Annotated in this window: 10 protein-coding genes; 1 reads left to right on the top strand and 9 read right to left on the bottom strand. The window is 62.4% G+C overall.

Features of this window, described 5'->3' with window-relative positions:
- Window positions 1–68: 68 nt before the first annotated feature.
- From ISP19_RS09330 to ISP19_RS09305, 6 genes are read right to left on the bottom strand one after another with little or no spacing between them, the layout of a single operon-like run.
- Complete coding sequence (locus tag ISP19_RS09330) at window positions 69–1,085, bottom strand: NADP-dependent oxidoreductase (protein ID WP_204681088.1); 1,017 nt, start codon at window positions 1,083–1,085, stop codon at window positions 69–71.
- 27 nt (window positions 1,086–1,112) lie between these two features.
- Window positions 1,113–1,901 (bottom strand): SDR family oxidoreductase, encoded by a 789-nt coding sequence (locus ISP19_RS09325; protein WP_204681087.1) that lies wholly within the window; start codon window positions 1,899–1,901, stop codon window positions 1,113–1,115.
- 15 nt (window positions 1,902–1,916) lie between these two features.
- The gene (locus ISP19_RS09320) at window positions 1,917–2,687 is read right to left on the bottom strand and encodes an SDR family oxidoreductase (protein WP_204681086.1); all 771 of its coding nucleotides are present in this window, start codon (window positions 2,685–2,687) and stop codon (window positions 1,917–1,919) included.
- A gap of 30 nt (window positions 2,688–2,717) precedes the next feature.
- Entirely contained in the window at window positions 2,718–3,407 is a 690-nt protein-coding gene (locus tag ISP19_RS09315; protein WP_204681085.1) for a histidine phosphatase family protein, read from the bottom strand.
- Window positions 3,408–3,409: 2 nt separating this feature from the next.
- Window positions 3,410–4,480 carry a phosphotransferase family protein gene (locus ISP19_RS09310; protein ID WP_204681084.1) on the bottom strand — a complete coding sequence of 357 codons (1,071 nt, stop codon included), beginning with the start codon at window positions 4,478–4,480 and terminating at the stop codon, window positions 3,410–3,412.
- The gene (locus ISP19_RS09305) at window positions 4,477–5,706 is read right to left on the bottom strand and encodes an acyl-CoA dehydrogenase family protein (RefSeq protein WP_204681083.1); all 1,230 of its coding nucleotides are present in this window, start codon (window positions 5,704–5,706) and stop codon (window positions 4,477–4,479) included. The genes ISP19_RS09310 and ISP19_RS09305 overlap by 4 nt, the downstream gene beginning before the upstream one ends.
- Before the next feature lie 141 nt (window positions 5,707–5,847).
- Here ISP19_RS09305 and ISP19_RS09300 point away from each other — a divergent pair, with 141 nt between their 5' ends.
- Complete coding sequence (locus ISP19_RS09300; protein WP_204681082.1) at window positions 5,848–6,765, top strand: LysR family transcriptional regulator; 918 nt, start codon at window positions 5,848–5,850, stop codon at window positions 6,763–6,765.
- A gap of 103 nt (window positions 6,766–6,868) precedes the next feature.
- On the opposite strand, the gene ISP19_RS09295 is transcribed toward ISP19_RS09300, so the two are convergent.
- The 3 genes from ISP19_RS09295 to plsB all read right to left on the bottom strand — a co-directional run bounded on the left by ISP19_RS09295 (window position 6,869) and on the right by plsB (window position 13,566).
- Complete coding sequence (locus ISP19_RS09295; RefSeq protein WP_204681081.1) at window positions 6,869–7,927, bottom strand: hypothetical protein; 1,059 nt, start codon at window positions 7,925–7,927, stop codon at window positions 6,869–6,871.
- Window positions 7,928–8,048: 121 nt separating this feature from the next.
- Entirely contained in the window at window positions 8,049–10,439 is a 2,391-nt protein-coding gene (locus ISP19_RS09290) for a hypothetical protein (RefSeq protein ID WP_204681080.1), read from the bottom strand.
- A 448-nt stretch (window positions 10,440–10,887) separates the two neighbouring features.
- Window positions 10,888–13,566: a glycerol-3-phosphate 1-O-acyltransferase PlsB gene (gene plsB, locus ISP19_RS09285; RefSeq protein WP_379946231.1), complete on the bottom strand. Its 2,679-nt coding sequence runs from the start codon at window positions 13,564–13,566 to the stop codon at window positions 10,888–10,890.

The following is a 13,566-nucleotide window of genomic DNA, read 5'->3' as shown; positions in this document are numbered from 1 at the left end:
CGTCGGAAACGTCGACGCACTGACTGGATTCCATCCGTCGATGAGGAACGACGGACCGCCTTGACTCGCTATACATCATCCGCAACACGCAGCAATAGTTTGCCCCGGTTGTTGCCTTCGAACAGCTGGTTCAACACCACGGGTGCATTTTCCAGGCCGTGCTCGATGGTTTCCTCGGCCTTGATGCGCCCGCTCATCACCCAGCCGACCAGTTCCTGCACGGCCTTCGGGGTGTCCGGGTAATCGAATGCCAGGAAGCCTCGTACGGTCAGGCGCTTGACGATGATGATGCTGTAGTCGTCGCTGGGGCGTGCGCCGCTGGTGTAATTGGCGATCAATCCGCATAGCGCGACACGCCCGCCGTTGACCATGCGCGACAGCACCGCACGCATCACTTGGCCACCGACATTCTCGAAGTTCACGTGCACGCCGTCGGGGGTGGCCTCGGCCAGGGCCTGCTTCCAGTTCTCGGCCTTGTAGTCGACGGCGGCATCGAAGCCGAGTTCATCGACCAGATAACGGCATTTGTCCGGACCGCCGGCAATGCCGACCACGCGGGCGCCGCGCAACTTGCCGATCTGGCCGGCGATCGAACCCACCGAACCGGCGGCGGCGGACACCACCAGCGTTTCGCCCACCTGCACCGGCGCAATCTCGGTAAGGCCGTAATACGCGGTGATGCCGCTGAAGCCGCATCCGCCGAGCAGGGTGGGCAGCGGCACCGACGGATGCGCGGGCAGCTTCACGTAATCCTTGCGGCGGCGATCGTCGATCACGGCGTAGTCCTGCCAACCCAGCAGGCCCTGCACCAGATCGCCCTCGGCATAGTGTGGCGATTTAGAGGCGATCACCCGTCCCAGGCCCAGCGCGCGCATCACTTCGCCGATGGCCACGGGCGGCATGTATTGCGGAATGTCGCTCATCCACACGCGATTGGTGGGGTCCATCGACAGATACAACACGCGCACCAGGATTTCGCCGTCCTTGAGCTCGGGCACGGCGTGTTGTTGCAGATCGAAGTCCTCGCGCTGGACCAATCCTTCGGGGCGCGTCTTCAGGCGTAATTGGCGATTGATAAGAGACATGACGATAAGCCTTGGGCAGAGAGGGTGTTATACCGCGCAAGCGCCGCCGTCGATAACCAGTTCGGCGGCGGTGACGTAGCGACTTTCATCCGAGGCGAGATAAAGCACCGCGTATGCGACGTCGTCCGGCTCGCCCAGGCGTTTCATGGGAATGCCGCGGGTCAGTTTGCGCGTCGCCTCTTCTTCACCCAGCGCCGCGAAGAAAGGCGCCACGATGCCCGTACGGATAAAGGCGGGATGGATTGAATTGCAACGCACGTCGACCTGCTGCTTGGCGCAGTCGACCGCGACGGATTTGGTCAGCATGGCCACCGCCGCTTTCGAGGTGTTGTAAGCGGTGTAGCTGGGGTCGACCTTGAACGCCGCCAGCGAGGAAATATTCACGATCGACGCCGGTTGTTGCTGGCGCAGATAGGGCAGCGCGTACTTGCAGCCGAACAGGATGCTGTCGACATTCACGCTCATCACGCGCCGCCACTCTTTCAGCTCGATCTGTTCCACGCCGCCCAGCGAGCCGATGCCGGCGTTGTTGACCAGTACCGACAGGCCGCCCATGTTTTCCACGGCTTGCGCGAGCAAGCGCTGCCAGCTGGCTTCGTCGCTCACGTCCTGCGCGGCCGACCAGGCGACCTGGGCACCCAGTTCGTGATTGATGTCGGCCGCGAGCGCGCTGACGGCGGCTTCCTGTACATCGGTGATAAAAACCTTGGCGCCATGGCGCGCCAGCATGCGTGCGGTGGCCGCGCCGAGACCACCGGCGGCGCCGGTCACGAAGGCGCACTTGCCGGCGACGCGTTGTGCAGAAGGTGCAGTCATGATGATTCCCGTGGGTCAAACGCTGAGGTAGCCACCGTCGACATTCAGCACCGAGCCGGTGGTGTACGAGGCGGCATCGGAGGCGAGATAAAGCACCGCACCAGCCATTTCCGAGGGCTGCGCCACGCGGCGCATCGGTACATGGGCCAGGGCTTGCTTGAGGATGGCCGGCGTATTGACCAGCACCGAGGCGAACTTGGTATCGGTCAGGCCTGGCAGCAGTGCATTGCAACGCACGCCCAATTCGGCGCATTCCACGGCAAACGCCTTGGTCATCGAGATCACCGCCGCCTTGGTGATCGAATAGATGCCTTGCTGCACGCCCGGCACCACGCCGTTGACCGACGCCACATTGATGATCGAGCCGCCGCCCTGCTTGGCCATCAGGCGCGCGCCGTGCGAGGACATGTAGAAGTAGCCGCGGATATTCACATCCACGGTCTTCTGGAAAATCGACGGCTCGGTATCCAGGATATGGCCGAAGAAAGGATTGGTCGCCGCGTTGTTGACCAGGATATCGAGCCGGCCGTGTTGCTGGGCGACCTGCGCAAACAAGGCGTCGATCTGTTCCATCTCACCAATATGGCAGGCCACCGCTTCGGCGGAACCGCCCGCGGCGACAATCTGGTCGACCACCGTCTGGCAATCGGCCTGCTTGCGGCTCGACACGATCGTATGCGCGCCATGCGCAGCAAGCAGCTTGGCGATCTCCGCGCCGATGCCGCGGCTGGCGCCGGTGACGATGGCGATCTTGCCGGTAAGGTCGAAAGAGGGGGGTGAAGTCATGGTCAGTATGTCCCGGCGATCCGTGAAGGGTTAGCGCAGCGTCACCAGATGTTGGTGTTCCGTACGCTGCAGGTGAGGCCACGCGTTGTAGGTGACCAGCGATGCGCCGCTGCGACCCCAGCGCAAGGTCGTGATGCTGGTATTGACCAACGGCCAGCTGAGCTTGAAAGTCTGCGCGACCGGCGCTTCGGTCAACGTGTTGACGACCACGGCAATCGGACCGGCCGAGGTAAACGCCCAGATGGTTTTCGCGGCATGGTCGGCCAGCGTTTGCAAAGCCTCCAACGCCTGCTGGCGGAAGCGTGGCCAGCTCAGCATATAGGACGCGTCATGCTCACCCTCGACCCAGCGCGCGACCGCGGCGGCGAACAGTTGCTGGAAAGCGCGATACGGATCAGGCGTCTGCTTCAGCGCCTGGTGGATGGCTTCCGGTCCATCGAGGTCAGGGCGCAGCCGCGCCAGCAATTCCAGATGATCGACTTCGTCCAGGCCTTCGAGCCTAAGCAGCGGACGGTCGATGCCAGCCGCAGCGAGACACAGTTCGGCCGTGCGTCGATGACGTTGTCGCGGTCCGATCGCCACCAGCTCCGGCAGCGAGCCGCAATCGGCCAGCCACGTCCCCAGGCGCTGCGACTGTTCCTCGCCTATGGGCGACAGTCGATCGTAATCCGCCGAGCGGAAACTGGCCTGTCCATGGCGAATCAGCAGCGCGCTGCGCATGCTCAAAGCACCGAGCGCGCGATGATGCCGCGACAGCGCTCACCCATGTAGCGGGCGGCATGGCCGAAGCCGGCAAACTGTGGATTGGTGGTCTGCCCCAGCACAAAGCGACGATAGATCTGCTGGATGATCACCATCAGCCGGAACAGGCCGAACACTTCGTAGAAATCGAAATTATCTACGTGCCAGCCGGTGCGGCTACCGTAGTAGTCGACCAGCTCGCGGCGCGTAAGCATGCCCGGCGCATTCGAAGGCTGGCGGCGGAATCCCTGAAAGGTGGCGTCGTCATCGGCTTGCACCCAGTACGCCAGCGATCCGCCCAGATCCATCAGCGGATCGCCGAGCGTCGCCATTTCCCAGTCCAGTACGCCGATGATGCGCAGCGGTTGCTGTGGATCGAGCACCACATTGTCGAAACGGTAATCGTTGTGGATCACGCAAACGGCGTTGTCGCGTGGTGGTTGCTTTTGCGCCAGCCAGGCGAGCACGTCTTCGCAGGCGTCGGTGCCTTCGGTGAGGGCTCCGCGCCAACGATCACTCCAGCCGGCAACCTGCCGTGCGATATAGCCTTCGCCCTTGCCGATCTGCTGTATGTCTGGCCGCGACGTATCGACCTGATGCAGTTCGACCAGCCGGTCGACAAAGCTCAGGCACAGCGTGCGCACATCGTCGGCGCGCATGCCCAGTCCGGCAGGAAGATCGCGGCGCAGGATGCTGCCGCGCAGGCGTTGCATGACGTAGAAATGCTGACCGATCACCGCTTCGTCATCGCAGATCGCGAGAATCTCCGGGACATAGGGATACTGCGGTTTCAGCGTCGCCATCACATGCGCTTCGCGCAGCATGTCATGCGCCGACTTCGCCTTGGCGCCTGCAGGCGGCCGGCGCAGCACCAACTCATGATCCGGATACGTCAGCAGATAGGTGAGGTTGGACGCGCCACCGGGAAACTGCGCCAGTGTCGGCGTGCCATGCAGGCCCGCGATACGTTGCTTGAGAAACGCATCGACGCGGGCCACGTCGAAGGCGTCTTCATCGCGCAAGGCGCGCGGCTGATCCAGCGTGTCGCTCATGGCAAAGACTCCCGGTGGGCCTGGGCTTTCGCTTCCAGTTTGGCGATCACACTACGGTGCACTTCATCCGGGCCGTCGGCCAGGCGCAGCACGCGGGCATAGGCAAATAGCCGCGTCAGCGGAAAATCATCGGAAAGACCCGCGCCGCCATGGATCTGGATGGCCGCATCCGCCGCCTGCTGCGCCACCGCCGGCACGACCACCTTGATCTGCGAAATCAGACTCAACGCCGCCTTGGTGCCTTGCGTGTCGAGTGTCCAGGCCGTTTTCAAAGTCAGCAGGCGCGCCTGTTCGATGGCCATGCGCAGGTTCGCCACGATGTCCGGATTGCCACCCAGTTCCGACAGCGGCTTGCCGAACGCGACGCGCGCTCGCGCACGCTCGCACAACAGGGACAACGCACGTTCCGCCGCGCCAATCGCGCGCATGCAGTGATGGATGCGTCCCGGACCGAGCCGGCCCTGCGCAATCTCGAAACCGCGTCCCGGGCCGAGTATCACGTTGGCCAGCGGCACGCGTACCTCCGTAAAACTCAATTCACCGTGACCGGACGGCTCGTCGTAGTGATGAAACACCGGCAGCATGCGTTCGATCGACACGCCGGGCGTGTCGAGTGGGCAGATCACCATCATGTGCCGCTTATAGGGCTCGGCATCCGGATCGTTGAGGCCCATGAAAATCACGAAGCGGCAATGCGGATGCCCCGCGCCGGTTGTCCACCACTTGCGACCGTTCAGCACCACCTGATCTCCCTCGATGCGGGCGGTTGCTTGCATATTGGTCGCATCCGATGACGCCACGCCCGGTTCGGTCATGCCGAATGCCGAGCGGATCTCGCCTGCCAGGAGCGGTTGCAACCAGCGCTCGCGCTGTTCCGGCGTGCCGTAGCGATGCAGCACTTCCATATTGCCGCTGTCCGGCGGGCTGCAGTTGAACACCTCGGGCGCAATAAACGAATGGCCCATGATCTCGGCCAGTGGCGCGTAGTCCACATTGCTGAGGCCGGCGCCATGCTCGGCGTCGGGTAGAAACAGATTCCACAGCCCGGCGGCACGCGCTTTTTCCTTCAGCGTTTCCATGATCGCCGGCTGTCGCCAGGTGCGGTGATCGCTGCGGCCGCTCAAGGCGGCGGCATACACGGATTCGGCCGGCGCGACTTCGTCGCGCATAAAACGGGCAAGCCGTTCGGCCAGGGCCTGGGTACGTGCAGAAGGGGCGAAATCCACGGGCTTGTCTCCTGATTCCGTCCAGCCTACGCCCTTCCAAGGGGATTATTGAAATGAATATCCTTTATGGGCACCCATTAGCGTGATGCATGGGTTGGCGTATCCTTGCCCCCGGATCAACGAGCCGATAAGCGCCTCTCCATGGATCGCCCCGATACACGCATCGACCTCAACCTGTTCCACGTACTCGACGCCATTTACACCTATGGTGGCGTCAGCGCTGCGGCCCGCGTGCTGCACCTTACCCAGCCCGCCGTCACGCACGCCTTGAAGCGCTTGCGCGATCACCTGGGCGATCCGCTGTTCGTGCGACAAGGCAATCGCCTGCTGCCGACCGAGAAGGTACGCACGATGATGCCGGCCGTGCAGGCGCACCTGGAAGGCTTGCATGCCAGCGTGCATGCACAGCCGAGCTTCGATCCCGCACGGCTGGAGCTGGCCTTCACGATCGGGTTTCGCGACATCCTGGAGTCGATCGCGTTGCCTGCGGTGATTGCCAGGCTCGAGCGTGAAGCGCCGCATGTGCGAGTGGCCAGTCATCGCATTGTCGCCGACGAAGCGGAGCGGGAATTGCGCGGAGGAAGCTTGAGCCTGGTGGTCGACCGCCCGCTACGCGCCGGGCCGCAGATTGTGCACCAGCATTTGGCCGACGAGACGCTGGTGGTGCTGATGCGCGCCGGTCATCCGCTGTCTTCGCAACTGAAGCTCGGCGATTATCTGGCCGCTGGGCACGTGACGGTCTCGCCGCTCGGCGAAGCCAGCGCGCTGGACGTGCTGCTGCGGCAAAGCGGCAAGTTCCGTCATGTACGGCTGGTTTGCCAACACTATTTTTCGGCCTGCGAGATCGCGTCCAGGACCGATTTGCTGATGACGGTGCCACGTTCTTACGCGCTGCACGTCTCCTCGATGCTGCCGATCGCGATGCTGCCGTTGCCGGTCAAACTTAAAGCGATTCCGATCATGGCGTACTGGCATGCGTCGACCCACGATGATCCGGCCCATGCATGGTTTCGGCAGTGTGTCATCGAGGCGATTGCCGCGGGCATTATTTCGGCATGAGCGGGTGCGTGGGGCGCCACGCGATCGTCATGCTGGCGCGTGATGGTACGCAGGCACACGGCCGATGAAAAACGCGCCTTTGGACGGCCTCCTACGCGTTGACTCATGCCTCCTTCGAGTCATCGAGCAAGGGGTTGAGGATGGCTGCCACGGATTTGACGGCGATCTCGACGGTCAGCAAGCGCGCCGACACCTCGTACATTCGCGTGGCTTGTTGTTTCATGCCTAGCGTGTCGAAGGTATCGGCCAGGTAATTGGCCGCAATTTGCGGGCCTTCGACGAGATTGGTGGTGGCGCCAAGGGCTGCCTTGGTAGCGGTCTTGAAATCGCCCTCGCCCAGCGCGTCGTAGGCTTGCGAATAGCCCGAGATGACTTGATTGGCGGCGGATCCCCCTTCCGCCAGGGTAAACATCCCATAGCCGAATTGCTTCAGCGGGGTGTCGCCCTTGCGGCGATCCAGTTGCAGGATCGCCAGGCCGGTGCTCTGGCCCAGGCCAGTGGCGTAATCCGTGCCGCTGCTGAGTACGTCTGCGCGGGTGCTTGATGGGTCGGTGAGTACGCTCGCAAGGCCACGGAAGCTACTCACGGGGCTCAATACACCCGCCAGTGCGAAGCGTGCCGATTTGATGTCGTCGGCGGTGTTCTTCAGGAATTCCGCGGCGCGTTGATACCCTGCCTGGTCGGCTGCCACACTGGCCAGAGCGAGCACGCCACGCAATGCGCGAAACCCTCCATTCACACTTTGATAGCTGTCAAAGAGCGTGTCGATATAGCGGCCTTCGTTCCACGCTTTAGAGGCGCTATCAAAGTTCGCACGCGCGGAGTCGGCGCCGCTGACAATGTCGTTGAGCCGATCGCGTCTGTCGTTGATATCCGACCAACTCGGGGGACGCGATGGGCTATCCGATGTTGTGTTGCCGGGTGATTGGCCTGGATACCTTTTGTCCGGGTAGCTCGGACCAGGGGATGGTTTCCCACGCAAGCCTTGCGATGTGCTCGGCGAGTTGATGTTGCTGGATGCATCGCCTTGATACCTCACATGCGGGTAGCTCGGCCTGGGGAGTCCTGCGCGCGGTGGATTGGGGAAATTGGAAGGGCGAGCGAACGGATGCGAAGGCGTGATCAGTGGATAGGTCTGTGGAGCGCGTTGCCCTGTGGGCATGGTTGGCGTGTCCATGGGGCGGGCGTCATAAGATCCATGAGATATGGGAGACGGTTGCACGGAAAACTCCCTGGGGAATGGGCGAAATCAGGTGTCGATGCCGAGGCGACTGCTGCATTATTTAGGTGAGTCCCTGGACAAACCTCGCGGCGCTGGCCGCATTTTCCGCCTGCACCGTCAGTGTTTTTCCATTGGAGAAAACGTAGACCTGCGTGGGCGCATCGCTGGCTGTCTGGCGGCGGAGCGAGTTTCTGTCGGATAAGCCAAGCTGCCGCTTATCTATCGCAGCGTCGACCGCCGGCAGCGTGACGTGCATGTCTGCCTCAGGCATTTGGGGCAGGTCGATCACGTCGTTTGGATTCCTGGCAATGATGGTTACCGGTCGCCTTATATAGGGCAGGGAAACCACCGTGCGAGCGGATGGATCGGTTTCTATCGTTCGATGGAAGGCATCGGGGGAGCGCGCATGCGGCAAGCTATCCATCGGATAGACCGCTTCCCGATAGGCGTTTTCCTGTTGCTTGTCGTGGCTTTCCGACGCGTTTAGCTTCATGCCGTCGACTTGGACCCTGTCGCCAGGGGCTGCCGGCACTGCCACGGGCTTTTTGTCGTGGATGAGTTCGCCAATCTGCGGCTCATTCAATAGCTGCGCATCGTTGCCGTTGAATTGGAACAGCGACGTTTCCGCATAATGGTCTTTGGGCAGGGCGGGCGTGGAGGCCAGGCGGGTGTCTTCAATCAAGACGACGCGGTCCTTGCCTTCTGGTACGGCGTCATGGGCGACATAAAGCGGGCCCGCCGATACGGAAGCTGGAATCGATGTTTCCCAGTAGTACCCCCAGTCCGAGGTTTGATAACCGTAATCCTTGTAGAGCCACGGTTGCTGCGTGCTGTGGCGCCAGCCTTGCGCTGTGTATAGCGAGGCATCGCTGGCCGGCGTCTGTATCGGCTGCGGGGTTTTGTCCGGGTTCTCGTCGCCGGGTATGTTTACCGTTGTGCGTGGCGCAGGTACGTTGACCACGCCATCGTGCTCGCAGGCCAGGTTCAGGCTGCTGGTCTCCTGGTGCGGTGTGCCGTTTATCCGGATGTATTTGTCACGGAAGTCCGACCACACTTTGCCGTCCGCATCGGGTTTCCATTGGCCCGAGGCCGTATTGTTGGGCGAGTTGATCTCGTTCATCAGGTCGGCGCCGTTGTTGTTGAGCCATACCGTCTTGGGTTCGACGCCGTAGCGCGCGTTCAGTCGGAGCAGGTCCGAGCGGATGCGCTGCCCGGTGCGTTGCGTCAGTTGGTGATCGGCCAACGCAAGCTGCTTGACGTCATAGCTAAGGTCGTTATGGACTTTGTAGGCGCGGCGCCGGTTGTCGTGCCCATGGGTGAGGGGAACAAAGTTCAACCCGAGACCGACCGCCGCCGCTCCGGCCGATACGACCGACAATCCGGTTGCTGCTGCCGCTGCCGCAGCGCCGCCCATCTCTGCAACACTCATGGAGCCAAGGCCGGTTGCGGCAACTCCGGTTGTCCCGGCGAGTGCGAAAGCGGCACCTTGCGTCTTGGCAAGCGGCTCCCGCTCAGTGACCACGGCTTTCATGCCAAAGTAAATGTCTGCCAGGCTGCTAAGGGCGCCGATGCCATTGCTTGCATAGTTGAGTCCCTTGATCGTACTCAGCGATGAAGAAGGCACCGGAGTGGCGATTCTCATCACGGGCCGGCGGCCAGCGCCGTACCGGATAAATGGCGGATCTGGTATGTCCAGGCTACCGCGAGCGAATGGCTCGCCGGGAGTGGTCATGTTGAAGCGCTTCGTAGGGATGCGACTGGGTGCGTTGCGATCAAAGGGTTGCGGTTTGGCGAGGTGAGGCGCATCAGGCTCAGGCGGCGCGGTCGGTATGGAAGTGCGATCGTGCACATTCCCGTTTGCTGATGCGGGCGGCGTCGTTTCTGGATCCGGATTCGATGGGGTGATGGGGGCCTTGACGCGCCCATGTCCAAATTCCCGCAGTGGAATGTCACCGGCGGTAGGTGTCGCAGGCGCTGGGCGGGTGACCAGCACGTGCTCCAGCTGCATGTTGTTTTTGTTATTGAAGTGATTGGCCCAGACCAGTCCTGCTTCGGTCCCCAGATCGGCTGCGGCCGTCGCCACTTTGGTGATTAAAGCGATCTTGTCGACAGTGCTTGTTTCGCGGTCGTTGATGCTGGGGGCATAGACGGCGATCCGAAATGGCAAATCGATGCCCTTGGTGACAGTACGTAACGGGGTATAGATTTGGTTGAATACCGATGGCGCCGGAACGCCTTTCAGTTGCCTGGTGAGCCCATAGCTGTCTCCCGCCGCGCTTGTTAAAACCGAGAGTTCGGCCGTGCCGGTGCGGGCCATGGCGAGGTCGGTGGAAGGGCTCTTGTTTTGTAGATTCGGGTCGCTGGCACGGCTGGCCGTTAGATCGGTGCGTTGTTCAGTCGGTGCTATCGGCGGCACGAAAGTGCTCGCTGCTGAAATGGTCGTGTCGCTCATGGTTCGTTCCTTCGATCAATAGCGAACAGATCTGCCAAGAGTCGACGCCTTATGACCAGCGAGCGGCCAAAGTGCTTGCGACCATGAGAGCTCCACGCCATTCAACTCGTTGGGTCATGTTGCCGGCTTCGCACTGGCATCCGGTTGAGTGTCATGATCGCGAGGCCCGCTTTGCATCGGTGTTACACGGTTAAGGCACGCCGTCATTTCGTTACGGGCGCTCATTCGCACCTACACGAGCCGACGCCAGGCATGGCGTGTTCTCACTGGACGCTGCCGAAGGCCGCAGAACCCGCGGGTAAGGAAATCGATAAGCCATCGACACGTCCATGCTGAGGCAGGTGGCCGGGCGAGCAGGCATCGGCGTGCGGATCGCTGCGCCTCGCGATGAGGCGCGTGCATGTCATGGATGGCGGGCGATCGGTTGTAACGACGCACGCGGTGCAGTTCAGTCCTTGTCCTGCTCCGCAGGGGCGTGGTGTTCGTGTTCGCGATGCTCAGCGATCACATGCCGTTCGTGCAGTTCTTCGCTGGTATTGAGCGGCAATTCCTGCTGCTCGCTAAGCTCTTCTTGCTCGGGCTGCTTTGCTGCTGCGGGTGGTTCCACCGGCGCGGCGGCAGGACGCGCTGATTCCTTTTCCGGATCGCCGCCGGTGATCTTGAGGATGGAGTGGCGCATTTCACGAGCGAGGATGACGCGGGCGTCGCGCACCATGCCTTCCAGCGCGCTGTCGTAGTCGAGCTTGCCGTTCTCGTCGATCCATACCACGCGGCGTTCGCGCAGTTTCTGGATGAAGCCGCGGAACAGGGCCTTGTCGAAGAATTCGGGTGCGGAAGGTTCGCTGAGCAGGCTCAGGCGTTGCGCGGTAAGCGTGCAGATGTTTTCCAGTTCGGCAGCGGTGACAGTATGGGGGCCGTTTTTCACCAGGGCGGCGATGGCGATGTAGTAGCGCTCGAAAGCCTGGATCAGGTTGCGCGCGATCACTTTCAGCTGATAAGCGGCGTCGTCCTGGCCGGGGCCGCGTTCCAGCACGCGACTTTCGCCGCTGGCTTCCAGCAGGCCGCGGCGCACGAAGAAATCGATGGTTGCCTGCAACTGATGGCCGAAGCCTTCGCTGTCCCAGGGCAGGAACAGTTCGCCCTGGATAAACGGATAGATGATGCGGCCCAGGCGCAGAATCGAGGCGCGCGTCATGCGGCGGTTGTTGAGGAAGCAGCAGGCCACCCACGCGGCGGGGGCGATCAGGTGTTGCACGTTGTTGCGGAAGTAACTCAGCAACACCGCCGGCTCGCCTTCGACCGTCAGCACATCGCCAAGCGGGTGGCGTATGCGGGTAATCCATCCCATCTGTTCGCCGTAGGCGATGATGGCATCCGGCGCCATCGGCGTGAGCGTGACGCGATCGGAATAGGGCAGCTCTTCGAGCAGCGCCTTCATCAGCTCCAGCTGCGCAAGCAGATCGTTTTCCGCCATCGCATGCTTGGGCGTCGCCAACAAGGCGAGGGCAAGCAGGTTGATCGGGTTAACGTCAGCGGCGCGGTTGATGTTGATCTGGATTTGTTCGGCCAGCTTGTCGACCACGCCGTTGAGCCATTCCGGCTTTACGCTGGGATCGCTGGTGTTGTCACGCCAATCGCCGTTGGCAGCGTCGAGCATCGGCGTCAGCTCGATCGGCTCGCCGAAGTTCAGCGCGACATGGCCGTAGCGCTGGCGCAGCACGCTGAGGCCGCGGATCAGCCCGATCAGTGATTCCTTTTCTTTGGGCTTGCCGGACAGTTCACCAGCATAGCTTTTGCCCTCCATCAGCTTTTCATAGCCGATGTACACGGGCTGGAATAGCACTGGGCGGCGTGGCGCGCGCAGGAAAGCGCGCACGGTCATCGCCAGCAGGCCGGCGCGCGGTGCGAGCAAGCGGCCGGTGCGCGAGCGTCCGCCTTCGATGAAGTATTCGATCGGCACGCCGCGGTCGATCAGCTGCGCCAGGTATTCGTTGAACACCACCGGATACAGCGCATTGCCCTTGAAGCTGCGGCGCAGGAAGAACGCACCGCCGCGACGCAGGATCGGGCCGATCAGCGGCAGGTTGAGGTTCACACCGGCGGCGATATGCGGCACCACCACTCCCGAGGCATGCAGCTGATACGACATCAGCAGATAGTCGGCATGGCTGCGATGGCTGGGCACGTACACTACTTCGTAGCCCGGCGCGGCAGCGCGGGCCTTGTCGAAATGATGCATGGTGATGCCGTCGTACAGCTTGTTCCAGAAGTTGCGCAGCAGGAACGACGCCGAGCGCACCACCGGGTGCGAATAGTCGGCGGCGATTTCCATCATCATGTTGTGCGCGCGTTCCCACGCCTTGGCGTAGCTGATGTTTTCCTTCACGGCGTTGGAGGTGATCGCAGCGCGCACCGGTTCGGCGTTGAGCACGGCATCGACCACGGTACGGCGGTGCGAAAGATCCGGCCCGATCACTGCCGCGCGAATACGGCGGAAGTGAGTGCGCAACACGCGCGCCATCTTGCGCGCGAAGCGTTCCGGCTGCAGCTCGCTGCTCTCGTTCATCACCTGGCGCAGCGATACCGGCGCAGAGAAATGCACCACCGTGTCGCGGCCATTGAGCAGCAGGGCGAGCATGCGGCGGAAGCGGCCGACCACCACCCAGTTTTCCGAGAACAACACCCGGAACCAGCCGGTTTCGCGCGAAGGCGCGCGGCCGACGTAGATGGAGACCGGCACGATCTGGATGTCGCGCTCGGGGAAACCTTCCAGCGAGCGGATCAGTTGCCCGATCGGTTCATTCGGCGAGCGTTTGCGATTGCGGCCGAACACTTCACCGTCACGACGAGCCAGGGCGAACACCGAGCGTTTGCGCCGCGTATTGCTCAGCGGCTGCATCGGGCTGGGCAGACCGGCCTCGCGGCAGGCGCGATCGAGGATCAGCGCATCGGAAAAGCCATCACGCTCGATCACATAGCAAACCGGGGCGTCGCTCTTCAGCAGCCCGGCCGGTTCGGCCGGGTCGCGGCGGATGCGAACCCAGGGTTCAAGCAGGTGCCCGGCGATGTTGAACCACCAGGGGGCGCGGCTGCGGTAAGTGGTTTCCGCGGTCGTCATAGTCGGCAT

Origin of the sequence: Dyella flava (assembly GCF_016904955.1) — a bacterium.
In the GTDB taxonomy this organism is placed as follows: Bacteria; Pseudomonadota; Gammaproteobacteria; order Xanthomonadales; family Rhodanobacteraceae; genus Dyella_B; species Dyella_B flava.
The sequence above is the reverse complement of the archived record's forward strand: the minus strand, read 5'-3'. Positions and strand labels throughout refer to the sequence as shown.